The organism is Sphingomonas sp. AC449, assembly GCF_979253475.1.
The window spans coordinates 41,751-65,144 of sequence record NZ_CEEDCZ010000011.1 but is presented as its reverse complement, the minus strand read 5'-3'; the positions used below and the strand labels follow the sequence as shown (position 1 = coordinate 65,144).

Sequence of the window (23,394 nt, the reverse complement as noted above, 5' to 3'; positions counted from 1 at the left end):
CAAAGTCGAGTGATCCGCGTCGGTTATACTCTTTTGAGTTTCACCAGTGCTGTATCGAGTGCCGAGAGAAAACTCGACCGGTCGGTCTTTGAGAAAGGTGCGGGCCCGCCGATCACATCGCCGCCCGCGCGCAGATCGGCCATGATCGCACGCGTCGCGATCGCGCCGCCGATCGAACTCGTCGTGAACGGCTTGCCGGTATTGGCGAGCACGGTCGCGCCCGCCTTCACGCAGCGGTCGGCGAGCAGGATGTCCGCGGTGACGACCACGGTCTTCGCGTCGGCCTGTTCGGCGATCCAGTCGTCGGCGGCGTCGAACCCGTCGCTGACGACCACGCGGCTGATCAGCGGGTGGACGGGGATACGGAAATGGCTGTTCGCGACGATCGTCACGGGGACTTCGTGGCGCCACGCGACCTTGTAGATCTCGTCCTTGACGGGACACGCGTCGGCGTCGACGAGGATGCGGAGCGATGATGGCGTGTCGGTCATGGTCATGCCACGCCCTACCCCCCTCGTCATCCTGACGAAAGTCAGGATCCAGGATCAAGCAGGACCGCGTCCGCGGCGCTGGATCCTGACTTTCGTCAGGATGACGGAGCTGAGAGGATTGTCGGCATCGTCAGGATGACGGGGCTGGGAAGATGTCCGGCAGCCTCGGGATGACGGCGCTGGAGGCGGCCAGCACCCTACCCGTTCGCCCTAAGCGAAGTCGAAGGGCACGCCCCAAACCGGGCCGCTTCGACTTCACTCAGCACGAACGTCACGTCGCTCAGCTGCGCTCGCGATTCCCGCGATACGGCGCCTTGCGCGCCGGTGCAGGACCGCCGCGCGGTGCAGCCCGATGCAGCGTCGAGCGCGGACCGCTCGCATTGCTGCGACCACCACCATCATGCCGCGCACCGCTCTCGGGCGCGCCCTGCATCGCCTCGATCGCGACGCCGCTCTCTTCTTCGCCCGCTTGCGCGGTCCGCTGGATCGCCGCCGAGAAGCGCGACGCGACGGCGCGCGGAATCTCGAACGCGGTCTCGTTCGGCCCGATCCGGATCGCGCCGATTTCGGACTTGGTGATGTGCCCGCGACGGCAGATCAGCGGCAGGATCCAGCGCGGATCGGCGTTCTGGCGACGGCCGATGTCCATGCGGAACCAGACGGTGTCCTCGAACCCCGCGCGCGGCCCCTGCGACCGATCGTCGCTGACCGACTGCTTGCTCTGATCGATCAGGTCCTCGGCCTGCGGCATCGTCGCGCGGTGCATGTGCACCAGCGCGGCGGCGATATCCTCGGGCGTCTTCTCAGCCATCAGGCGGACGGCGAGCGCGCGATCCTCGTCCTCGACCTCGACCGGCTGCAACAGCATGCCGATCAGCCGCTCGTGATCGTTCTTGCGGATGTCCTCGGCGGTCGGGGCGTTGACCCACTCCGCGTTGATCTTGGCACCGCGGAGCATCATGTCGACGCGACGGCGACGGGGGAACGGCACGATCAGCACGGCGGTGCCCTTCTTGCCCGCACGACCCGTACGACCCGAGCGATGCTGAAGCGTCTCGGCATCGCGCGGCAGCTCGACGTGCACGACGAGGCTGAGCGTCGGCAGATCGATGCCGCGTGCAGCAACGTCGGTCGCGACGCAGACACGCGCACGGCGATCGCGCAGTGCCTGAAGCGCGGCGTTACGCTCGTTCTGCGAATGCTCGCCCGACAGAGCGACCGCGGCAAAGCCACGCTCGACCAGGCTCGCATGCAGATGGCGCACGTTATCGCGAGTCGCGCAGAACAGCATCGCCGTCTCCGCCTCGTGGAAGCGCAGCAGGTTGATCACCGCATGCTCGATCTCGGACGGCGAGACCGTGACGGCCTGATACGAGATGTCGCCATGACCGCGATCCTCGCCGACGGTCGAGATGCGCAGCGCGTCCTTCTGGTAGCGCTTGGCGAGCGCCACGATCGGCCGCGGCATCGTTGCCGAGAACAGCAGCGTACGGCGCTGCTCGGGCGACGCGTCGAGGATCTGCTCGAGATCCTCGCGGAAGCCCATGTCGAGCATCTCGTCGGCCTCGTCGAGCACCGCAACCTTCAGGGCCGACAGGTCGAGCGCGCCGCGCTCGAGATGATCGCGCAGACGGCCCGGCGTGCCGACGACGATATGCGCGCCGTGCGCGAGGCTACGACGCTCTTTCGAGGCATCCATGCCGCCGACGCAGGTCGAGATGCGCGCACCCGCCTTGGCATAGAGCCACATCAGCTCGCGGCTGACCTGAAGCGCGAGTTCACGCGTCGGCGCGATGCAGAGAACGAGCGGCTTGTGCGGGGCTGGCAGGCGCTGGACGCCGTCCTCACCCGCTTCACCGAGCAGTTCGCCGGCCATGGCGAGGCCGAACGCGACGGTCTTGCCAGACCCGGTCTGCGCGGACACGATCAGGTCGCGACCGACCGCGTTTTCCTCGATCACATGCGCCTGGACGGGGGTGAGCGCGGTATAGCCACGCGCGGCGAGCGCTTCGGAAAGAAGCGACGGAATATTTGAAAAAGGCATGTACGTCCTAATTGGTGGCCGGCTTGACGCTACGGCAAAGCACTGGCGTGGTGGTCCCTACAGGACTTGGCCCGCGGCCCACCCGCTCGCCCATGCCCATTGGAAGTTGTAGCCGCCGAGCCACCCTGTGACATCGACCGCTTCGCCGACCGCATACAGGTTTTTTACGCGTTTGGCTTCCATTGTTTGCGAAGAAAGCTCAGCAGTGCTGATTCCCCCCGCCGTCACCTCCGCCTTGGCATAGCCCTCGCTACCATTTGGCGTGAATTGCCAATGACTTAGCGCGCGTTCGACGTCCTGGAGCTTGCGGTCGGTGAGCGTCGAGATCTCCCCCGTCATCCCCAGCCGCTCGCTCAACGTCTCCGCGAGTCGGTCGGGCAACGTCCCCCCGAGCAGTTTGCGCAGCGTCGCGCGCGGCGTGGTGCGCTTGGCCGCGGGGAGCCAGCCGGAGTCGCGGTCGGGGACGAAATCGATGCCCACGGGCTGGCCATGCCGCCAATAGGACGAGGCCTGCAGGATCGCCGGGCCCGACAGTCCGCGATGCGTGAACAGCGCCGCCTCACGGAACGCGGTTTTTCCCGCCGTGGCCACGACGTCGGCGGCGACGCCCGACAATTCGCGGAACAGGATCTCGTCGCCGCCGAGCGTCAGCGGGACGAGCGCAGGCCGCGGCTCGACCACCTTCAGCCCGAACTGCCGCGCCAGATCATAGGCAAAGCCGGTCGCGCCCATCTTCGGGATCGACGGCCCGCCGGTCGCGATCACCAGCGCGGGCGCGGTGACCGCGCGGCCGTCGATCGACACGCGGTAGCCGACGTCATGTGACTCGACCCCCGTGACGCCGCGCCCGAGCGACAGGTCGACCCGCCCCTTGTCGCATTCGTCGAGCAGCATCTCGACGATCTGTTTCGCCGAGCCGTCGCAGAACAGCTGCCCCAGCGTCTTTTCGTGCCACGTGATCCCGTAACTCTCGACGAGCGCGAGGAAATCCTGCGCGGTGTAGCGGCCGAGCGCCGACTTGGCGAAATGCGGGTTGGCGGAGATGTAGCGATCGGCCGCGGTATGCACATTGGTGAAATTGCACCGCCCGCCGCCCGAGATCAGGATCTTCTTCCCCGCCTGCTCGGCGTGATCGACGAGCAGGATTCGCCGCCCGCGCTGTCCGGCGACGGCAGCGCACATGAGGCCGGCGGCGCCTGCGCCAAGGATGATCGCGTCGTAGTCGAGGGAGGTCGCCAAGTCGGATCACCAAAACTCCCCTCCCGCTTGCGGGAGGAGTCGGGGGAGGGAACGCGTCCGAGACCGACCCGGCGCGTATGCGGCACTGCTCTCCCCTAGCCCCTCCCGCAAGCGGGAGGGGAACTTAGGGTAGCGCCTGCTCTCAACGAAAACACCACCCCGGCGAAGACCGGGGCCCAATTGGGGGACGGCGATAACGCAGGTTGCGCGCCGTTACTGCGACCTTTCCAATTGGACCCCGGCCTTCGCCGGGGTGGTGAACTCTTCAATCGTCATCCTGACGAAAGTCAGGATCCAGAGCCACAAGCGGCGACGCTCGTGGCTCTGGATCCTGGATCAAGTCCAGGATGACGGGTGACTACCGCAACTTCGCGATATTCAGCGAATCTTCCTTCGCGCGCGTCTTCACCGATTCCTCGCTGCGCGTCAGCGCTTTGGCGATCGCCTTCAGCGCCATGCCCTTCTTGGCGAGCGTGTGCAGCTTCTGGATCTCGTCCTGAGTCCAGGGCTGCCGATGCCGCTCGAATTTCGCCTCAGCCATTACACGATCTCCAGAATGTCGATCGCGTCCGCCTTGCCGGCAAACGCAACCGTTTCGCCCACCGCAGCGCCCATCAGCGCGCGCGCGAGCGGTGCCGAGAACGCCAGGCGGTCCTCCCCCGGCTCCGCCTCGTCACCGCCGACGATCGCGATCACTCGCTCGCCGCCGTTCATCCGGATCCGGACACGCGAGCCGATCCCGACCTCGCCCTCTTCGGGTTCGGGCGCGAGTTCGGCGGTCGTCTGGCGCGTATGCCAATAGCGCAGGTCGCGCAGCAGGACCTTCCGCGCTTCCTCATCAGTCTCCGCCGCGACGGCCGCCTCGATCGCGACCACCCGCTCGCCGATCAGCGCAAGGCCGCGCGCCGTGACCAGATTGGGTCCCGGCGCGATCGGCTGTTCGAACTTCGGCTCGAGATGTTCTTCGTCGCTTTCACGGCGAAACGCGACGCTCATGCGATCACTTCAGACACGCAACGATCCCCGCGATCGCCGCCAGCGTCCCATCGACATTCTTCACCTTCACGACATCGAGCCCGAGCTGCTCGGCGGGATAATCATTCCCGCCTGGGAAGATCGCGTCGCCGATGAACATCATCTTGTCGAGCGCGATCCCGCTCGCCTCGTTGAGCTTCTTGAGACCGTACGCCTTGTCGACACCTTCCCGGGTAATGTCGATCGAGGTCGCGCCGCCCATGTTGATCGACAGCCCCGGCAGGCGCTGGCGCAGGTCCGCCTGGATCACCTTGCGCTTGGCGAAGTCCGGATCCCAGCTGTGCTTGGCGTCGATCGGCGCTTCCTGGCCGAGCGCGGAGAAGGTGATCTGGCTGCCGCGATCCTCGATCCGCTCGCCCCAGGTCTGCTCGGGCACGAACCCGGTCGCCTCGAGCGACTCGTCGAACGCTTTCAGGATCTTCTGCTTTTCCTCGTCTTCGAACAGCTCGGCATAGACCGCGCGCCATGCATCGTCGAAGCGGTACAACTTGGTCCCCGTCGTCGGCATCAGCCACAGCTTGGTGCGATCGGCGCGCTCGGGCAGACGGCTCGCGACCTGCTTTTCGAACTGCGGCCAGTCGCCGCCCGAGATCACCGCGACATGCGCGACCTCGAGCAGGTTCGCCAGCGCCTCGCCCATCGGCTCCTGCAAGGGCTGCTTGCTTTCGGCCAGCGTGCCATCGAGGTCAAAGGCAACCAACTCTTTCATGCGGAAACTCCAGTCAGGATAAACGTGTCGATCGCGTGCGCGACGCCGTCGGCATCGTTCGCGGTGGTGATTTCGTGCGCGACGTCGCGGACCGACTGCGGCGCATTGCCCATCGCGATCGCCAGCCTGGCCCGCTTGAGCATCGCGATATCGTTCGCCTGGTCGCCGATCGCCGCGGTCTGCGTCAGGCTGATGCCGAACGCGTCCGCGAGTTCCTCGATCCCGCTGCCCTTGTTGCCCGCCACGGGCGTGATGTCGAGATAATAGGTCTGACTCTGGACGATCGTCGCCTGCGCGTCGAACTTCGCCGCGACCTTCGCATGCAGGTCGCGCAGCAGGTCCTCGTCGTCGCTGACGAACGTCACCTTGTCCGCCTTGGCGAGCAGGTCGGTGAAGTCGGCGACGATCACCGGATCCTGCGCCGACGCTTTCCGCTCGCTGTCGATATGGCTGCCCTGGTCGGTGCTCGCATACCAGGTATCGTCGGCGAAGATCCAGGTGTCGACGGGGGCGTCGCCGATGATCTCCATCGCGCCGCGCACGACGTCGATGTCGACCATGTGATGCTCGATCACGGTGCCGTCGCGCTTGAAGACGATCCCGCCGTTGAACGCCCCCATCGGCTCGTCGATCCCGAGCAGCTCGGCGATCGGCATCATCCCCGATCGCGGCCGCGCGCTGATGATCGTGAAGCCGAGGCCCGCCGCCTTCAGCCGCTTGACCGCATCGACGGTCGCGGGCGCGACCTTCTTGTCCTTGTCGACGAGCGTGCCGTCGACGTCGGATACCAGGAGCTTGATGCTCACTGGGGCATCTCGACATGCCCGCCGAAGCCAAAGCGCATGGCCGACAACAGCTTGTCGCCGAACGTATGGTCGACCCGGCTGCGATAGCGTGCATAGAGCGCGGCGCTCAGCACGTTGGCGGGCACCTTCTCCTCCATTGCCGCGTCGATCGTCCACTGGCCCTCGCCCGAATCCGCGACGCTGCCACTGAACCCTTCGAGCGTGCCGTCCTTCGCCAGCGCAATCGCCGACAGGTCGAGCAGCCACGACGAGATCACGCTGCCGCGACGCCACACTTCGGCGACGTCGGTCAGATTGATGTCGAAGCGCTGATCCTCCGCGACATGCTCGCCCGACTTGCCCTTGAGGATGTCGAAGCCCTCGGCATAGGCCTGCATCAGGCCGTATTCGATGCCGTTATGGACCATCTTGACGAAATGCCCGGCACCCGGCGGGCCGGCATGGATATAGCCCTTTTCCGCACGCGGATCAGCCTGCCCCTCGATGCGGCCCGGCGTGCGGACGATCTCGCCCATGCCGGGTGCCAGCGTGTCGAAGATCGGGTCGAGATAATCGACCGTGTCCTTTTCGCCGCCGATCATCATGCAATAGCCGCGGTCGAGACCCCAGACGCCACCCGACGTGCCGACGTCGACATAGCGGATGCCCTTTTCGCCGAGTTCCTTCGCGCGGCGGACGTCGTCCTTGTAGAAGCTGTTGCCGCCGTCGATGATGATGTCGCCCGCGGCGGCCTTCTCGGCGATCGCCTGGACGGTCTGTTCGGTCGGTTCGCCTGCGGGCACCATCACCCACCAGATCGCGGGCGTGTCGAGCTTGCCGCGCATGTCGTCGAGCGAATCCGCGCCGATCGCACCGTCCGCCGCGAGCTTCTTCACCGCCTCCGCATCGCGGTCGAACGCGACGACCTCATGGCCGTTCTTCATCAACCGGCGCGCGATGTTGCCGCCCATCCGGCCGAGGCCGATCAGTCCGATCTTCATAAGGAAATCCTTGTCTTCTCCCTCTCCCCTCCGGGGAGAGGGTCGGGGTGAGGGGCAGTTCCGGGCGGGGGCGCTCTTGGCAGCCCCTCACCCCAACCCTCTCCCCAGCGGGGAGAGGGAGCATAGGTCTTACGCCGTCGCCGGCTGCTTCTTCGCGATCGACCCGAGTAGATCGTCGAACGCCTTCACGAACGACGCGACGCCCTCTTCGACCAGCGTGCCGGTCACGCCGGTGAGGTCGAGCCCGAGCCGCTCGGCTTCGGCGAGCGTGCGCTTGGCCGCATCGACATCCGCTGTGATCGTCTCCGCCGCGGTGCCATGATCGCGAAACGCGTCCATCGTCTTTGGCGGCATCGTGTTGACCGTGTCACGGCCAATCAGCGTGTCGATGTAGAGCGTGTCGGGATAGCTCGGGTCCTTCACGCCGGTCGACGCCCACAACAGCCGCTGCGGCTGCGCGCCCTTGGCGGCGAGCGCCTGCCAGCGATCCGACTTTAGGAACTCGAGATACCATTGATACGCCATCTTCGCGTTGGCGATCGCGACCTCGCCGCGCACCGCCTTCAGCGCATCTGCGTCGGCATCACCCTTTTCGAGCCGTGCATCGATCTGCTTGTCGATCATCGTATCGATCCGGCTGACGAAGAAGCTCGCGACGCTGGCGATCCGGTCGATCGGCTTGCCCTCGGCAACGCGCTTCTCGAGTCCTGCGGCATAGGCCTCGGCGACGCGGACATAGGCGTCGATCGAGAACAGCAAGGTCACGTTGACGTTGATCCCTTCCGAGATCGCGGTCGAGATCGCCGGGCCGCCCGCGAGCGTCCCCGGGATCTTGATCATCAGGTTCGGCCGGTCGACCGCCGCCCACAGCTTGCGTGCCTCGGCGATCGTCGCGTCGGTATCGTCCGAGATGTACGGCGACACTTCTAGGCTGACATAGCCGTCCTTGGCGGCGAGCTTGTCGTACACCGGCTTCAGCGTCTCCGCCGCCGCCTTGATGTCCTGGATCGCGAGATGCTCGTAGCGGTCGATCGTCGCCGCGCCGGGGTTTTCCTTGTCGAACTCCGCGAGCGTCGAGTCATAGGCGTCGCCATGCCCCATCGCCTTTTCGAAGATCGACGGGTTCGACGTCACGCCGGTCAGGCCATCCTCGTCGACCAGCTTCTGGAGGCCACCGGCCTCCAGGAACTTCCGGTCGACGAAATCGAGCCACACCGCCTGGCCGAAGCCTTCGAGGTCGTTGAGCGTACCCATCACTTGGTCTCCATAACCTGACGGGCAACCTTGACGACATTGTCGACGGTGAACCCGAACTTGTCCTGCAGTTTGGCGAGCGGTGCCGAGGCACCGAAGGTCGACATCGTCACCGTCGCGCCGCCGAGACCGACATAGCGGTCCCAGCCGATCGACCCGGCCATCTCGATCGCAACGCGCGCACGCACGCCTCGCGGCAGCACGCTTTCCTTGTAGGCGGCGTCCTGCAGTTCGTAACGATACCAGCTCGGCATCGACACGACCCGGCTCTTCACGCCGTCCGCGACCAGCTTCTCATGCGCGTCGATCGCGAGCGACACCTCGCTGCCCGTCGCGATGAGGATCACGTCGGGGGTGCCGTCGCAGTCGGCGAGCACATAGCCGCCCTGCTCGACGCCGTCCGCGCTCGCATATTTCGTGCGATCGAGCGTCGGTAGCGCCTGACGCGACAGGATCAGCGCGGCCGGCGTGCTCGCGTCCTTCAGGACCGCCTTCCACGCCGCGGCAACCTCGTTCGCATCGCCCGGACGGATCGTGTCGAGACCCGGGATCGCGCGCAGCGTGGCGAGATGCTCGATCGGCTGGTGCGTCGGGCCGTCCTCGCCGACGCCGATCGAATCGTGCGTGAACACCCAGACCGCGCCGACTTCCATGATCGCCGACAGGCGCACCGGTGCGCGCATGTAGTCGACGAAGACGAGGAAGGTGGAGCCGTAGGAGCGCAGATGCGACAGCGCCATGCCGTTGACGATCGCGCCCATGCCATGTTCGCGAATGCCGAAATGGAAGTTGCGGCCGGCATAGTTGTTCGCCTCGAACGACGGCTGGCCCTTGATGTCGGTCTTGGTCGACGGCGCGAGATCGGCCGACCCACCGATCAGCCACGGCACCTTCGCGGCGATCGCGTTGAGTACCTTGCCGCCCGAATCACGGCTGGCAAGACCCTTGGGATCCGCCTCGAACACCGGAATGTCGGCATCCCAGCCCTCGGGCAGATCGTCCTTGAGCAGCAGGTCGAGTTCGGCCGACAGCTCGGGGTGCGCATCACGATACTTGTCGGTCAGCGCGACCCACTCGTCGCGCAGCTTCGCACCACGGTCCGCGATTGCGCCATTGAAATGCTCGATGACACCGTCCGGCACGTAGAACGACTTGTCCTCGGGCCAGCCATAGGCCTGCTTGGTGAGGCGGATATTCTCTTCGCCGAGCGGCTCGCCATGCGCCTTCTCGCTGCCCGCCTTGGGGCTGCCGTAACCGATCACCGAATGCACGACGATGAAGGTCGGCTTGTCGGTGGTCGCCTTGAACGTCTCGATCGCACGGCTGAGCGCGGCCGTGTCGTTCGCGTCGTCGACATGGATGACGTTCCAGCCATAGGCATCGAAGCGGAGCCCGACGTCCTCGTCGAACGCGAGATCGGTCGCGCCCTCGATCGAGATGTGATTGCTGTCGTAGATCCAGCAAAGATTGCTGAGCTTGAGATGCCCGGCCATGCTCGCCGCCTCGGCGGAGACGCCCTCCATCATGTCGCCGTCACCGCACAGCGCATAGACGTCATGGTCGAACAGCGTGAAGCCGTCCTTGTTGTAGCGCGCGGCGAGCCAGCGCTCGGCGATCGCCATGCCGACCGAATTGCCGCAGCCCTGGCCCAGCGGACCCGTCGTGGTCTCGACGCCCGTCGTGTGGCGATATTCGGGATGCCCCGGGGTCTTCGACGACAGCTGACGGAACTGCTCGATATCCGAAAGGCTGACGGCTTCTTTGCCGGTCTTGTTGCCGTCGGCGTCGATCTCTTCGATCTTGGCGAGGTGGATCAGCGAATAGAGCAGCATCGACGCATGCCCGACCGACAACACGAAACGGTCGCGGTTGGGCCAGTCGGCGTGCTTCGGGTCATAGCGCAGGAATTTCGACCAGAGCGTGTAGCCGACCGGCGCGAGCGCCATCGGCGTGCCGGGATGGCCCGAATTGGCCTTCTGCACCGCGTCCATCGACAGCGTGCGGATGGTGTCGATCGCGAGACGCTCGGGCGAGCCATCCTCGTGCAGCATGGGGTCCGCCTTGGGGGCAGCGGTTGCGGTATCGGTCATGGAAGAAAGCCTCGCTCTAGACTGACCGAACGCCGCGCATCCGATCTGGTTGCCAAGATAGGGTGCCTTTAGGCGGATGCACCCGAGCGTTCCAGTCGCGTAACGACGCCTTTGGATGCAATATAGGCGGCATCGACCTCGTCGAGGAACAGCCCGTGGCCGAGCACACCGGGAATTGCCGACAGCGTCGCTGCCAGCGCGCGTGGATCGCCGAGCGTCGGGAAATGGCAGTCTGCGACCAGATTGCCCTGATCCGTCCGATACTTGTCCCGAATCACCGGCACCCCGCCGAGATCGGCCAGGGCGCGCATCACATAGCCCCGCGCGAAGGGCAGCAGCTCGACCGGCAGCTTCGCCGCGCCGATCCGGTCGACGCGTTTCGAGCCGTCGGCAATAACGACCATCCGTGCCGAGCTTGCGGCGACGATCTTCTCGCGCAGCATCGCCCCGCCCGCCCCCTTGATCGCGAAACATCGCGCGTCGATCTCGTCGGCGCCGTCGATCGTCAGGTCGACGGACGCGATGTCGGCAAAGTCGAGCACCGCGATACCCACCTCCCGCGCCAGCGCTCCGCTCGCCTCGGACGTGACGACCGCGCGGACGTCGAGCCCCGCCGCGACCCGCTCGCCCAGCGCGCGGATCGCGAACGCCGCGGTCGACCCGGTACCGAGCCCGACCAACATGCCGTCCCGAACCTCCGCCACCGCCGCTATCGCCGCCGCCTGCTTGTCGTCATCGATCATCGTGCGATCCCCCCGCATGGTTGTCAGTGCCCACCCGAGGAACGCACCCCCGGCAACTCTGGATCCTGGCTTGAACTCGACGGGACGGGGCAGTGCCGAGTCGCGCCCGTCCAAACCGCCCGACCGCGCATCCGCCGAATGCGTCATCCCGACGAAAGCGCGTCGCCGGGGCAAAATTGCGCCGCCGTTGCCCCCCCTCGCTGCCGCTCGAGAAAAGCGAGCCGCCACCGCACGTTACCGAGCGCCGTCAGCGCCCGCCGACGGCGGAAAAAGCACCGGCAATCAAACAGGTTACTTTCCCTGCCCTATTTTTCACGTCCGCTTTTCAACTGACACACTTCTGGTACATCCGCATGGTTTAGCCGGCCCTCATCTGATCGCGGATACCCCACTTGATAGTCACACGACTTACCCCTCGGCGCTACGCCCTGATGGCACCCGCGTTGATCGCGCTTGCGGCCTGCTCCGGCGGCGGCGACGACGCCGCAAAGGGCAAGGGCAAGGGCGGTCAGCCCGGCCAGGGAACGCCGACCGTCGGCTATGTCGTGATCCAGCCTTCGAGCGTCGCGATGACCACCGAGCTCAGCGCGCGCACGACCGCGTTCGAAAGCTCGGATGTCCGGCCGCAGGTCACCGGGATCATCCGTCGTCGCTTCTTTACCGAAGGGACGCTCGTCCAGAAGGGCCAGCCGCTCTACGAGATCGATCCGCGCCTCTATCGCGCCGCCGCCAACGAGGCGCAGGCGAACCTGCAGAGCGCGCGTGCGAACGAACAGGCGCAGCGCGTGCTCGCCAACCGCTACAAGCCGCTCGCAGAGATGGAGGCGATCAGCCAGCAGGACTATACCAACGCGATCGCCACGTCGCGCCAGGCGACTGCGTCGGTCGCGCAGACACGCGCCGCGCTGGAAACCGCGCAGATCAACCTGAAATTCACGACCGTACCCGCGCCGATCACGGGGCGGATCGGCCGCTCGCTGTTCACCGTCGGCGCGCTGGTGTCGGCAACGCAGACCGACCCGCTCGCGCAGATCCAGCGGCTCGACCCGATGTTCGTCGACATCCAGCAATCGTCGGGCGACCTGCTCGCGCTGCGCCGTTCGCTCGGGCAGAACGGCATCGTCCCGACGCGCGCCGAGGTCCGGCTGAAGCTCGAGGATGGCAGCGACTATGGCGCGACCGGCACGGTCGAGTTCGCCGAGGCACTGGTCAACACCGAGACCGGCACCGTGACGCTGCGCGCGCGCTTCCCGAACCCGCAGGGTCTGTTGCTTCCCGGCATGTTCGTCCAGGCGCGGTTCGCACAGGCGATCAACCAGCGCGCGTTCCTCGTCCCCCAGGCGGGCCTGTCGCGCGATGCCAAGGGCAATGCGACCGTCTATGTCGTCGATGCCAACAACAAGGCGGTGCAGAAGAAGGTCAAGGCCGACCGGACGCAGGGTGCCTTCTGGGTCGTGACCAGCGGGCTCAACCCCGGCGACCGCATCATCACGCAGGGCCTGTCGAAGATCGCGCCGAACCAGGGCGTGAAGCCCGTGCCCGAGAATACCGCGCAGCGCATCGAGGCACCCAAGCAAGATTCCTCGGGTGGCGATGCCAGCCAGAAAAAGGCCGGCTAACCCCTCATGATGTCTCGTGTCTTCATCGATCGCCCGATCTTCGCCTGGGTGCTCGCGATCATCGTGATGCTCGGCGGCATCGGCGCGATCATGAGCCTGCCGATCGCGCAATATCCCGACGTCGCGCCGCCGCAGGTGACGATCCGCGCCACCTTCCCGGGCGCCAACGCGCAGACGATCCAGAACAGCGTCACGCAGGTCGTCGAACAGTCGCTGACCGGCATCGACGGGCTGATCTATTTCAGCTCGTCCTCGTCGTCGCGCGGCTCGGTGACGGTCACGGTCACGTTCGAAAAGGGCACCGATCCCGACATCGCGCAGGTTCAGGTCCAGAACCAGGTCCAGCAGACGCTGTCCCGCCTGCCGCAACAGGTTCAACAGCAGGGCCTCGTCGTCCGCAAGTCGAACCCGGACAATCTGCTGATCGTCGGCGTCTATGACGAGACGGACAAGCTGACGAACCAGGACGTCTCGGACTATCTCGTGTCGAACCTGCAGGATCCGCTCGGCCGTATCCCCGGGATCGGCGACAGCAACGTGTTCGGCGCGCAATATGCGATGCGCATCTGGCTCGACCCGAACAAGCTGGCGAGCTTTCAGCTGATCCCGAGCGACGTCACGACCGCGATCCAGGCGCAGAACGCCGAAGTCGCGGCGGGCGAACTCGGCGGCCAGCCACAGCCCGACACGCAGATGCTCAACGCGACCGTCACCGCGCAGTCGCGCCTCCAGACGCCCGAGCAGTTCGCCAACATCATCCTCAAGACCACCAACGACGGCGCCACGGTCAAGCTGCGCGACGTCGCGCGGATCGAGCTCGGCGCCGAGAACTACAATGCGCGCAGCCGCGTCAACGCGCATCCGGGTGCGGGTATCGCCGTGCTGCTCGCGCCGGGTGCCGATGCGCTCAAGACCGCCGAACTGGTCAAGGCCTATGTCGAGAAGTCGGCGAAGAGCTTCCCGCCAGGGCTGAAATTCGCCTACGCCAACGACACGACCGACTTCATCAAGCTGTCGATCGAAGAGGTCATCAAGACGCTGATCGAGGCGGTGATCCTCGTCGTCATCGTGATGTTCGTGTTCCTGCAGAGCTGGCGTGCGACGTTGATCCCGACGATCGCCGTCCCCGTCGTGCTGCTCGGGACGTTCGGGATCTTCTATCTCGCGGGCTTCTCGATCAACACGCTGACGCTGTTCGGGCTCGTGCTCGCGATCGGCCTGCTCGTCGACGACGCGATCGTCGTCGTCGAGAATGTCGAGCGCCTGATGGAGGAAAATCCCGACATGTCGCCGCGCGAGGCGACGATCGAGTCGATGAACGAGATCACCGTCGCGCTCGTCGCGATCGCGCTCGTGCTGTCGGCGGTGTTCCTGCCGATGGCGTTCTTCGGCGGGTCGACGGGCGTGATCTACCGCCAGTTCTCGCTGACGATGGTGTCGGCGATGATCCTGTCGGTGCTCGTCGCGCTGATCCTGTCGCCGGCGCTCACCGCGACGCTTCTCAAGCAGAAGAAGAAGGACGCCGAGGGCAATCACGAGAAAAGCTGGGGTGAGCGCAAGTTCCCCAAGGTCGCGCATGTCTTCACGCGGGCCGGCGAGAAGTTCAACAGCGGGTTCGACAAGGGTACGCAGAAATATACCAATGCGGTCCAGTCGGTGATCAACCGCAAATGGCTGTTCCTGGTGATCTATGCGGGCACCGTGGCGCTGCTCGCCGTGCTGTTCCTCCGCCTGCCGACGGGGTTCCTGCCGACCGAGGATCAGGGTTCGGGCATCGTCCAGTTCCAGCTTCCCGCGGGCGCGACGCAGGGCCGTACCTTCGCGCTGCAGAAGCAGATCGAGCAATATTACTTCACGCAGGAGAAGGCGAACGTCCGCACGATGTTCACCGTCAGCGGCGGCGGTGGCGGTGGCGCGAGCGGCCAGAACACCGGACAGGGCTTCGTCTCGTTCGCGCCCTGGGACCTGCGCGAGGGCAAGGAGAATACCGCCGAAGCGATCACCGGGCGCGCGTCGAAGGCCTTTGCGGGATTCCGCGATGCCCAGGTCTATTCGCTCGTTCCCCCCGCGGTGCGCGGTCTCGGATCGTCGAACGGCTTCACGATGCAGCTGCAGAACACCGGGAGCCTCACGCAGACCGAATTCAACGCCGCACGGGACAAGCTGCTGGCGCTCGCGCGCGCCGATTCGTCGCTGACCGCGATCCGCCTGACCGAACTGCCCGACGTCGCGACGCTTCGCGTCGACGCGAACCAGCAGAAGCTGTCGACGCTGGGTCTGACGCAGGCGAACGTCAACTCGACGCTGTCGACCGCGTGGGGTGGCCAGTACGTCAACGACTTCATCGATCGCGGCCGCGTCAAGCGCGTCTATGTCCAGGGCGATGCGCAGTTCCGCGCCGAGCCGTCGGACCTCGCGCAATGGTTCGTCCGCGGCGCGAACGGCCAGATGGCCCCTTTCTCGTCGTTCGCGACGACCAGCTGGGGCCAGGCGCCGACGACGCTGTCGCGGTTCAACGGCATCTCGTCCTATGAAATCCAGGGTTCGGGCGCGGCCGGCGTCAGTTCGGGCGACGCGATGGACAAGATCGCGCAGCTGGCGGGACAGATCCCCGGCACGTCGGTGTCGTGGTCGGGGCTGTCCTATCAGGAACGCCTGTCGTCGGGCCAGGCGCCGATCCTCTACGGCCTGTCGCTGCTGGTCGTGTTCCTCTGCCTCGCCGCGCTGTACGAAAGCTGGTCGATCCCGATCGCGGTGCTGCTCGTGATCCCGCTCGGCCTTGTCGGCGCGATCCTCGCGGTGACGCTGCGCGGGCTGATCAACGACGTGTATCTGCAGATCGGCCTGCTCACGACGATGGGCCTCGCCGCAAAGAACGCGATCCTGATGATTGAATTCGCCGAGCAGGAGGAAAAGAAGGGCAAGCGCGTCATCGAGGCCGCGCTGTCGGCCGCCAAGATCCGTCTCCGCCCGATCCTGATGACGTCGTTCGCGTTCATCCTCGGCGTGCTGCCACTCGCGCTCTCCACCGGCGCCGGTGCGAACAGCCGCATCGCAATCGGTACGGCGGTGGTCGGCGGGATGCTGACCGCGACGATCCTTGCGATCTTCTACATCCCGCTGTTCTTCGTCCTCGTCCGCCGCGGCGCGCGCGACGGCATCGCCAAGCTGCGCGGTCGTCCGACCGGGTTCCAGGGCGATCATCACGATAACGACAGCGCCCATGACGAGCCGCTTGGCCCGCCCGAACCCCAGGGCCCTCACCGGCCGGAGCCCGCATGATGCGCTCGTTGATCCTGATCCTCGCCGCCTCGACCGCGCTGGCGGGCTGCTCGCTCGCGCCGAAATACGCGCGCACCGAATTGCCGGTGCCGCCGTCATGGCCGGTCGGCGACGCGTATCTGCGCCAATCGGAGGCGGCGCTGCCCGCGATCACCTACCGCGACGTCTTCCGCGATCCGCGCCTCCAGCAGATCATCACGCAGGCGCTCGCGAACAACCGCAATCTGCGCGTCGCCGCGGCAAACATCGCCGCCACCCGCGCGCAATATCGGATCCAGCGCGCCGATCTCTTCCCGCAGATCGATGCGAGCGGCCGGTACAGCTATTCGGGCGGCGGTAACGGCGCACGCAGCACCGCGACGAGCGGTGGGGGCACTGGTACAGGAACCGGCGGCACGGGCACAGGCGGCACGGGCACAGGCGGAGCGGGCACAGGCGGAACGGGGACAGGTGGCACGGGGACAGGTGGCACGGGGACCGGCGGGACCGGCACCGGGGGGATCGGAACGGGCGGCACGGGCGCGGGTGGCACCGTCATCAGCTCGTCGAACTCCAACAGCGCGTTTTCGGTCGATCTGGGCACCACCGCGTTCGAGCTCGACCTGTTCGGGCGGATCCGTTCGCTCACCGGCGCCGCGCTCGACCGCTATTTCGCGACCGAGGCCGCGGCGCGCGCGACGCGGCTGACGCTGGTCGGCGACATCGCCGATGCGTGGCTCACCTACGCCTCGGACCAGAGCCTGCTCAAGATCGCGCAGGATACCGTCACCAGCTCGCAGCGCAGCGTCACGCTGACCAACGCGCGCCTGCGCGGCGGCGTGTCGCCCCGGACCGACCTCCGCCAGGCCCAGCAGATCCTCTACACCGCGCAGGCCGATCTCGCGGCGCAGCGCACCGCGCTGGCGCAGGATGTCAACGCGCTGCAACTGCTCGTCGGCGCCCCGGTCGACGCCGCGCTGCTCCCCGTGTCGATCGAACAGGCGTTGCCGACGGTCGCGACATTGCCCGCGGGGCTCGACAGCGGCATCCTGCTGCGGCGCCCAGACGTCGTGCAGGCGGAATATGAGCTGCGCGCGACGAACGGCGAGATCGGTGCGGCGCGTGCCCAGCTGTTCCCGCGCATATCGCTCACCGGGCTCGTCGGGTTCGCGAGTACCGCGCTGTCATCGCTGTTCAGCGGTGGCGCGTTCAACTATTCTGTCGCGCCCTCGGTCAGCTACCCGATATTCCAGGCCGGTGCCGGGATCGCCAACGTCGCCTTCACGAGGGCGCAACGCGACGCCGCGCTCGCGACCTATGAGCTGTCGATCCAGACCGCGTTTCAGGAAACCGCGGATGCGCTGGCGCGGCAGGGGACGATCGCGGATCAGCTCCAGGCGAACCAGAATTTCGCCAACGCCGCGCTCGACACGTTCCGCCTGTCTGATGCGCGCTATCGTGGCGGCATCGATACCTTCCTCAACTCGCTCGATGCGCAGCGTTCGCTGTACACGGCGCAGCGCAATCTCGTCGCGACCCAGCTCGTCGGTGCCAGCAACCGCGTGACGCTCTATCGCGTGCTGGGCGGCGATTCCACGCTCGAGGCGACGGCATCCGGCCCACAACCGGTAACGCAGGGCGGCGCACCCCGACCGGAGTGACGAGGCGCGCCCGTCACCAGCTTGCGACGGTCATCCCGCCGCGCGGCAGGATGACCGAAGGGGCGGGACAGCGCATCCGAGCCTTGACCCGAAGCCGCCCGCCCCGCGGCGATCAGCCCTGCCCGCCGCCCTTCAACGGCGCCACCGCATCGCGACCGAACTGCATGATGAGTTCGCCGATCTCGCGCGCCTGGCTCATGCTGCGCTGACCCTGCGACTGCATGAACGCGCTCTGGATCTTCATCACGTCCGACAGGTCCTTCGCGCTTGCCGCCTCGCGCATCGCCGCGAAGGCCTCGCGTGCGTTCTGCTCGGCCTGGTCGATCATCTTGGCACCGATGGTCGAGCCGGTCTCGGCGATCTTGCGCCCCGATTCCTGCATCGCCTCGCCAGCGCGCTGCGCCGGGTCGGCGACATGTTCGCGGAAATTGGCCTGTGCGGTGTCCGCGCCCTGCTGCATCCGGTCGGACGCCGCCTTCAGCGTATCGGCACCCTTGTCGATCGAAGCCTTGACGTTCTCGGCCATGACAGCGCTCCTCTTGCCTATGTTTGATGCCTTATTGCACCCTCTATCAACCGGCACAAAGGCGGTTGGTTTCATGGGCGGGAGGCCTAGTCCGCCGCGACGTGCCCTTGCATCGGCGACGCGCGCCGCGTGAGCCATACGATCGCGATCAACGCGACGCACAGCCATGCCGACAGGCGGAACAGATCGGTCGATGCCAACAGATAGGCCTGCCCGACCATCTGCCGCGTGATCGCGCCCGCCGCCTGGACGTCGCTCATCCCCATCCGGCCCAGCGTGTCGCGCGCCATCTGCAACGGCATGCCCGACCCGACCGCCTCGCTCATCCGGCTCTGGTGAAGCGCCTCGCGCCGGTCCCAGGCGGTGGTGATGATCGATGCGGCAAAGCTGCCCGCGACGATCCGCGCGAAGTTCGACATCCCCGTCGCCGACGGCAGCCGCTCGCCCGGGATCCGGTCGAGCGAGATCGTCAGCATCGCCAGGAAGAACGTGCTCATCGCGATCCCCTGCACCATCATCGGCACCATCAGGTCCCAGGTGCTCGCGGTCGTCGTGAACCCCGATCGCAGGTAATAGGAATAGCCGAACGACGCGAACGCGACCGTCGCGAGCAGCCGCGCGTCGATCCGCCCCGCGAGCCGTGCCATCAGCGGCGTCAACAGCACCGCGACGACGCCGCTGGGCGCCGCGACCAGACCCGCCCAGGTGGCGGTATAGCCCATCTGCGTCTGCAGCCATAGCGGCAGGATCAGGATGTTGGCGAAGAACACCGCATAGCCGAGGCAGAAGGCGAGATTGCCGAGCGCGAAGTTGCGGCTCCGGAAGAGCGACAGGTCGACCGCCGGATTCACGGCGGTCACCTCCCAGATGATCCAGGCGACGAACCCGGTCAGCGCGACCGCCGCCATCACGACGATCCGCGTCGACTGGAACCAGTCGTCGTTCTTGCCGAGATCGAGCATGACCTGAAGCGCGCCGACCCACAGCACCAGCAGGATCAGCCCCCCGGTGTCGATCGGCAGCTTGCGCGTTGGCGTCTCGCGGTCCTTGAGCCCGCGCCAGCAGAAGAACGCGACGAACACGCCGAACGGCACGTTGATCAGGAAAATCCAGCTCCAGTGATAATTGTCGGAAATATACCCGCCGAGGATCGGTCCCATGATCGGCGCGACGAGCGTCGTCATCGACCAGATGCCGAGCGCGGTGGACCGCTTCTCGGGCGGGAAGACCGAGATCAGCAACGCCTGGCTTCCCGGCATCATCGGCCCCGAGAAACCGCCCTGGAGGATCCGGAACGCGATCAGCGACGGCAGGCTCCACGCGATCCCGCACAGGAACGATGCCAGCGTGAACAGCATGACCGAGACGCAGAACGTCCTGACCACCCCGAACCGCCCCATCAGCCACCCGGTCAGCGGTACCGCGATGCCGTTGGCGACCGCGAATGCCGTGACGACCCACGTCGAATTGTCCGCGCTGACGCCCAGATTGCCCGCGATCGTCGGTAGCGAGACGTTGGCGATCGTCGTGTCGAGCACCATCATGAACGTCCCGAGCGCGAGCGCGAACGCGACGAGCGCGAGCTTTCCGCCCGTCAGCGGGGCGGGACCGGCGCCCGTTCCGCCCGCTGCGGGCGCCGCCATCAGCGGTTCGCCGCGATGATCTGACGGATCTTCGCCTCGACCCTCGCGTCGTTCGCATCGGTCGAGGCCTGCGCGAACGTCCGTCGCGCCGGCCGGCCGATCCGCGTCCCCGACACGTCGGCGGTATCGACGATGGTCGTCACCGACAGCCCGACGCGCAGGGGATTGGCGTTCAGTTCACGCGCATCGAGCGCGATCCGCACCGGGACGCGCTGGACGATCTTGATCCAGTTGCCGCTGGCATTCTGCGGGGGGAGCAGCGCGAACGCATTCCCGCTCCCCGCGCCCAGGCCGACGACGCGCCCGTGATAGACGATGTCATCGCCATACATGTCCGCGGTCACCGTTGCCGGCTGGCCGATCCGGAGGTCCCTGAGCTGCGTCTCGCGGAAATTCGCGTCGACCCAGACGCGGTCGAGCGGCACCACCGCCAGCAGCGGCATCCCCGGCTGGACCTGCTGCCCCAGCTGCACCGTACGCTGCGCGACGACGCCGTCGATCGGTGCGGTGATGTGCATGTGGTTGCGCGTGATCGCGGCGCGGCGATACGCGGCAATCGCCGACAGGACCGCAGGATTGTTCGACACCGTCGTCCCCGACACGCTGTTGCGCGACTGCGCCTGCTGGCTGCGTGCGAGCGCGAGATTGGCAGCCGCGACCTTCACCGCATCCGCGGCATGGCTGAGCTCTTCGCCCGAGATCGCCCCCTCGGCCGCCGCCCCGCGCCGCCGCTGCAGGTCGCTCTGCGTCCGCGTCAGCTCGGCCTGCGCCTGCACCACGGCTGCACCGGTTTCGTTGACCTTCGAGAAGTCGGACCGCGTCGCGCGCACCGCCTGCGCGAGCTGCGCTTCGGCGGATGCCAGCCCGACATCCGCCGCCGCCGCATCGAGATCGATCAGCGGCGCGCCGGCCTTCACCATCTGCGTATTGTCGGCGTGGATGCCGATCACCTGCCCCGGATCGCGCGCGGTGATCGACACCACGTCACCGGCGACATAGGCGTCGTCGGTCTCCTCCTCGGGCTTCGCAAGCAGGAAATGGAAGACGGCCCAGACGATCAGCGCGATCGCCACGACGATGCCGAGGAGGGTCAACCAGCGCTTGCGCGCCTTCGGGTTGCCCGCGGGATCTGGCGAAGCGGGCGTGCCCGTCTGCGAATCCGTCTGCGTGTCGGTCATTGAACAGGGTCCTGCGAAGAATCGAAACCGCCCCCCAGCGCGAGCACCAGCGCGATCCGCTGTTGCGCCGCGTCGGCGGCAAGATTGGCGTCGGCCTGTTCGGCCTCGAGCGTCCGCACGTCGTTGTCGACGAGGTCGAGCCGGCTATCGAGGCCGCTCGACACGCGGATCGCGTTGAGACGCCCCGTCTCGGCAAACCCCCGCACGACCTCACGCTGGCGAACGCAGTCCGCCTCGAGCGCGCCGATCCGCGCGAGCGCGTCGGCGGCTTCGCGGACCGCGCCGACGATGCGGTCGTTATAATCGGCGGTCGCGGCGTCGAGCAGCGCGGTCGAGCCGGCGAGCTCGGCCTTCAACCGGCCATTGTCGAACAGGGGCAGATGCAGCGCGGGCCCTACCCCCGCCGTTCCCGCATCGAACGATACCAGATTGCCAAGCCCGACCGCCTGGAACCCGGCCATCGCCGCCAGATTGACGTTGGGATAAAAGGCGCGACGCGCGACCTGGCGCCCCGCCGCCGCCGCCTCGATCCGCGCCTGCGCCGCGGCGATATCGGCGCGACGGGCGAGCAGGTCCGCCGGCACCGCGCGCGGCAACGGCAAGGCGGCATCGAGCCGGATCGCTGTCGGCCCGATCGTCGCGGGATAATCCACGCCGCGCCCCGCAAGCGCGGCCAGCGCGGTCTTCGCCAGCAGCTGTGCAGCCTGCGATCGCAGCAATGCCTGTCGCGCCTGCGCCAGCAGCGTCGCGGCCGCCTGCGCCTCGAGCTTGCTCGATAGGTTGTTGCGGATCCGCACGTTGACCAGCCGGAGCGAGTTTTCGCGCGTGGCGATCGTCCGCTGTGCGATCCCGGCCTGCATTTCGGCGCGCGCCATGTCGACATAGGTCTGGACCACCGCCCCCGACAATGTGAGCCGCGCGGCAGCGACGTCGAGCGCAGCCGCCCGAACCGACGCCCGCGCACCCTCGATCGCAGCCTTCTGGCGCCCGAACAGGTCGAGGTTCCAGCTCAGGTTCGCGGCCGTCGACCCGATGAACCGCGTCGACCCGGCAAAGGGGGGCGGGATCGTGTAGCGCCCGCTCAGCCGCGCAACCTGCTCCGATGCATCGAGCGTGACGTTCGGTCCGTTCTCGGCGTCGCGTGTCGCGAGCACCGCGCGCGCCTGCCCCACGCGCGCCAGCGCCGCGTCGAGCGACGGATTGCCCGCAACCGCATCACCGACGAGCCGGTCGAGTTGCGGATCCCCAAAGCCGCGCCACCAGTCCGCCGCGATCGCCGGTGTCGGGGTTCCGGACAGCCCCAGCGCAGGCGCCGCGAGCGGCGTGACGAGCGGCTTCGACTCGGGAACCGCGCACCCTGCCAGCAGCCCCGCGGCGATGAGGACCGCGCGCGTCACGCGGACTGGCCGCCGCCGCCCGCGCGACCGTCGGCCGCATCCGCCTCCATCGTCGCGCGCAGCTTCTGCATCAGGCTGATCAGCGTCGTCACTTCGTCGGGCTTCCAGTCCTTCAGCCACCGGTTCCACCGCTCGATCACCCGGTCGCGACAGCGCAACGCGACGACACGCCCGGCGTCGGTCAGCGCAAGGTGGACGATCCGCCGATCCTCGACGCTGCGCGTCCGCGCCACCCAGCCATTATTCTCGAGCGTATCGACCAGCCTGGTCATCGCCCCCTTGTCGTGTGCCATGTCGCGCGCCAGCGTCGCGCACGTATTCCCGCGTCCGAACCAGATCGCGATCATCGCCGACCATTGCGTGTGCGTCAGCCCCTCCTCAACGAACAGCGGCTCGAGCGACTGGCCGCCCATCTGATGGATCTGCCGACCGAGGAATCCGATCGAACGGTCGGGCGCAAAGTCCTGTACGGAATAAAAGTCCATAAAGTTGCTTTAGCAACCACTGCTCAAGCATAAAAATGACAAATCGTTCATGTCGCCGTGGCTCGGCGGCGGCAAATTGGCCTTGCGAAACCGCAGGATCGGCGAAACCCGCCCTTCCCCCGCCCGCCCCCCCTTGCTAAGGCCCGCGCAGTAACCGCATTCAGGTCGGTCCCCTACGCGCCCCCGCGGTCCCATAGGCCGCTTTCCCCTCGGCGCCCGGCGGCCCGACGCCC

General features: G+C 66.9%; 19 protein-coding genes. 3 read left to right on the top strand and 16 right to left on the bottom strand.

The window, feature by feature from the left end:
- Positions 1-23 precede the first annotated feature (23 nt).
- The 11 genes from AC0CH3_RS15530 to rpiA form a co-directional block, all read right to left on the bottom strand.
- Entirely contained in the window at positions 24-491 is a 468-nt protein-coding gene (locus AC0CH3_RS15530; protein WP_056022139.1) for a YaiI/YqxD family protein, read from the bottom strand.
- A 280-nt stretch (positions 492-771) separates the two neighbouring features.
- Positions 772-2,535, bottom strand: coding sequence for a DEAD/DEAH box helicase (locus tag AC0CH3_RS15525; protein ID WP_354303064.1), 1,764 nt, complete (start codon positions 2,533-2,535; stop codon positions 772-774).
- 57 nt (positions 2,536-2,592) lie between these two features.
- Positions 2,593-3,717: a BaiN/RdsA family NAD(P)/FAD-dependent oxidoreductase gene (locus AC0CH3_RS15520; RefSeq protein ID WP_457325975.1), complete on the bottom strand. Its 1,125-nt coding sequence runs from the start codon at positions 3,715-3,717 to the stop codon at positions 2,593-2,595.
- A gap of 415 nt (positions 3,718-4,132) precedes the next feature.
- Positions 4,133-4,315: a hypothetical protein gene (locus tag AC0CH3_RS15515; protein WP_031396458.1), complete on the bottom strand. Its 183-nt coding sequence runs from the start codon at positions 4,313-4,315 to the stop codon at positions 4,133-4,135.
- Complete coding sequence (locus AC0CH3_RS15510) at positions 4,315-4,770, bottom strand: GreA/GreB family elongation factor (RefSeq protein ID WP_354303068.1); 456 nt, start codon at positions 4,768-4,770, stop codon at positions 4,315-4,317. Before AC0CH3_RS15510 ends, AC0CH3_RS15515 begins: the two co-directional genes overlap by 1 nt.
- Positions 4,771-4,774: 4 nt before the next feature.
- Positions 4,775-5,518, bottom strand: coding sequence for an HAD-IIB family hydrolase (locus AC0CH3_RS15505; protein WP_354303070.1), 744 nt, complete (start codon positions 5,516-5,518; stop codon positions 4,775-4,777).
- On the bottom strand, positions 5,515-6,324 hold the full coding sequence (locus tag AC0CH3_RS15500) for a Cof-type HAD-IIB family hydrolase (protein ID WP_354303072.1): 810 nt from the start codon (positions 6,322-6,324) through the stop codon (positions 5,515-5,517). The genes AC0CH3_RS15505 and AC0CH3_RS15500 overlap by 4 nt, the downstream gene beginning before the upstream one ends.
- Positions 6,321-7,304, bottom strand: coding sequence for a phosphogluconate dehydrogenase (NAD(+)-dependent, decarboxylating) (gene gnd / locus AC0CH3_RS15495; RefSeq protein ID WP_354303074.1), 984 nt, complete (start codon positions 7,302-7,304; stop codon positions 6,321-6,323). The genes AC0CH3_RS15500 and gnd overlap by 4 nt, the downstream gene beginning before the upstream one ends.
- 129 nt (positions 7,305-7,433) lie before the next feature.
- Complete coding sequence (gene tal / locus AC0CH3_RS15490) at positions 7,434-8,558, bottom strand: transaldolase (protein ID WP_465238040.1); 1,125 nt, start codon at positions 8,556-8,558, stop codon at positions 7,434-7,436.
- A complete protein-coding gene (gene tkt / locus AC0CH3_RS15485) occupies positions 8,558-10,648 on the bottom strand; it encodes a transketolase (RefSeq protein WP_354303077.1) in 2,091 nt (696 codons plus the stop codon). The genes tal and tkt overlap by 1 nt, the downstream gene beginning before the upstream one ends.
- Positions 10,649-10,716: 68 nt before the next feature.
- Entirely contained in the window at positions 10,717-11,391 is a 675-nt protein-coding gene (rpiA, locus tag AC0CH3_RS15480; RefSeq protein ID WP_354303079.1) for a ribose-5-phosphate isomerase RpiA, read from the bottom strand.
- A gap of 431 nt (positions 11,392-11,822) precedes the next feature.
- On the opposite strand from rpiA, the gene AC0CH3_RS15475 reads away from it, so the two are divergent.
- Genes AC0CH3_RS15475 through AC0CH3_RS15465 form a run of 3 tightly spaced genes read left to right on the top strand, consistent with a single transcriptional unit; the run spans position 11,823 to position 17,932 of the window.
- Positions 11,823-13,010, top strand: coding sequence for an efflux RND transporter periplasmic adaptor subunit (locus tag AC0CH3_RS15475; protein ID WP_056020535.1), 1,188 nt, complete (start codon positions 11,823-11,825; stop codon positions 13,008-13,010).
- 6 nt (positions 13,011-13,016) lie between these two features.
- Entirely contained in the window at positions 13,017-16,292 is a 3,276-nt protein-coding gene (locus tag AC0CH3_RS15470) for a multidrug efflux RND transporter permease subunit (protein ID WP_354303081.1), read from the top strand.
- A complete protein-coding gene (locus AC0CH3_RS15465) occupies positions 16,289-17,932 on the top strand; it encodes an efflux transporter outer membrane subunit (protein ID WP_354303083.1) in 1,644 nt (547 codons plus the stop codon). Before AC0CH3_RS15470 ends, AC0CH3_RS15465 begins: the two co-directional genes overlap by 4 nt.
- A gap of 112 nt (positions 17,933-18,044) precedes the next feature.
- Here the strand turns inward: AC0CH3_RS15465 and AC0CH3_RS15460 are convergent, their stop codons facing one another.
- The 5 genes from AC0CH3_RS15460 to AC0CH3_RS15440 all read right to left on the bottom strand — a co-directional run bounded on the left by AC0CH3_RS15460 (position 18,045) and on the right by AC0CH3_RS15440 (position 23,161).
- On the bottom strand, positions 18,045-18,458 hold the full coding sequence (locus tag AC0CH3_RS15460; protein WP_333996115.1) for a phasin family protein: 414 nt from the start codon (positions 18,456-18,458) through the stop codon (positions 18,045-18,047).
- Positions 18,459-18,544: 86 nt separating this feature from the next.
- Positions 18,545-20,101, bottom strand: a complete 1,557-nt coding sequence (locus AC0CH3_RS15455) for a DHA2 family efflux MFS transporter permease subunit (protein ID WP_354303085.1) — start codon at positions 20,099-20,101, stop codon at positions 18,545-18,547.
- Positions 20,101-21,279, bottom strand: a complete 1,179-nt coding sequence (locus tag AC0CH3_RS15450; RefSeq protein WP_354303087.1) for an efflux RND transporter periplasmic adaptor subunit — start codon at positions 21,277-21,279, stop codon at positions 20,101-20,103. Before AC0CH3_RS15450 ends, AC0CH3_RS15455 begins: the two co-directional genes overlap by 1 nt.
- Complete coding sequence (locus tag AC0CH3_RS15445) at positions 21,276-22,676, bottom strand: efflux transporter outer membrane subunit (RefSeq protein ID WP_354303089.1); 1,401 nt, start codon at positions 22,674-22,676, stop codon at positions 21,276-21,278. Before AC0CH3_RS15445 ends, AC0CH3_RS15450 begins: the two co-directional genes overlap by 4 nt.
- Positions 22,673-23,161, bottom strand: a complete 489-nt coding sequence (locus tag AC0CH3_RS15440; RefSeq protein WP_354303091.1) for a MarR family winged helix-turn-helix transcriptional regulator — start codon at positions 23,159-23,161, stop codon at positions 22,673-22,675. The genes AC0CH3_RS15445 and AC0CH3_RS15440 overlap by 4 nt, the downstream gene beginning before the upstream one ends.
- Between the last annotated feature and the right edge of the window lie 233 nt (positions 23,162-23,394).

Excerpts from the sequence above, each read along its gene's own strand:
- AC0CH3_RS15530 (WP_056022139.1), bottom strand. The coding sequence starts at position 491 with ATGACCGACACGCCATCATCGCTCCGCATCCTCGTCGACGCCGACGCG.
- AC0CH3_RS15525 (WP_354303064.1), bottom strand. The coding sequence starts at position 2,535 with ATGCCTTTTTCAAATATTCCGTCGCTTCTTTCCGAAGCGCTCGCCGCG.
- AC0CH3_RS15520 (WP_457325975.1), bottom strand. The coding sequence starts at position 3,717 with ATGTGCGCTGCCGTCGCCGGACAGCGCGGGCGGCGAATCCTGCTCGTC.
- AC0CH3_RS15515 (WP_031396458.1), bottom strand. The coding sequence starts at position 4,315 with ATGGCTGAGGCGAAATTCGAGCGGCATCGGCAGCCCTGGACTCAGGAC.
- AC0CH3_RS15510 (WP_354303068.1), bottom strand. The coding sequence starts at position 4,770 with ATGAGCGTCGCGTTTCGCCGTGAAAGCGACGAAGAACATCTCGAGCCG.
- AC0CH3_RS15505 (WP_354303070.1), bottom strand. The coding sequence starts at position 5,518 with ATGAAAGAGTTGGTTGCCTTTGACCTCGATGGCACGCTGGCCGAAAGC.
- gnd (WP_354303074.1), bottom strand. The coding sequence starts at position 7,304 with ATGAAGATCGGACTGATCGGCCTCGGCCGGATGGGCGGCAACATCGCG.
- tal (WP_465238040.1), bottom strand. The coding sequence starts at position 8,558 with ATGGGTACGCTCAACGACCTCGAAGGCTTCGGCCAGGCGGTGTGGCTC.
- tkt (WP_354303077.1), bottom strand. The coding sequence starts at position 10,648 with ATGACCGATACCGCAACCGCTGCCCCCAAGGCGGACCCCATGCTGCAC.
- rpiA (WP_354303079.1), bottom strand. The coding sequence starts at position 11,391 with ATGATCGATGACGACAAGCAGGCGGCGGCGATAGCGGCGGTGGCGGAG.
- AC0CH3_RS15475 (WP_056020535.1), top strand. The coding sequence starts at position 11,823 with ATGGCACCCGCGTTGATCGCGCTTGCGGCCTGCTCCGGCGGCGGCGAC.
- AC0CH3_RS15470 (WP_354303081.1), top strand. The coding sequence starts at position 13,017 with ATGATGTCTCGTGTCTTCATCGATCGCCCGATCTTCGCCTGGGTGCTC.
- AC0CH3_RS15465 (WP_354303083.1), top strand. The coding sequence starts at position 16,289 with ATGATGCGCTCGTTGATCCTGATCCTCGCCGCCTCGACCGCGCTGGCG.
- AC0CH3_RS15460 (WP_333996115.1), bottom strand. The coding sequence starts at position 18,458 with ATGGCCGAGAACGTCAAGGCTTCGATCGACAAGGGTGCCGATACGCTG.
- AC0CH3_RS15455 (WP_354303085.1), bottom strand. The coding sequence starts at position 20,101 with ATGGCGGCGCCCGCAGCGGGCGGAACGGGCGCCGGTCCCGCCCCGCTG.
- AC0CH3_RS15450 (WP_354303087.1), bottom strand. The coding sequence starts at position 21,279 with ATGACCGACACGCAGACGGATTCGCAGACGGGCACGCCCGCTTCGCCA.
- AC0CH3_RS15440 (WP_354303091.1), bottom strand. The coding sequence starts at position 23,161 with ATGGACTTTTATTCCGTACAGGACTTTGCGCCCGACCGTTCGATCGGA.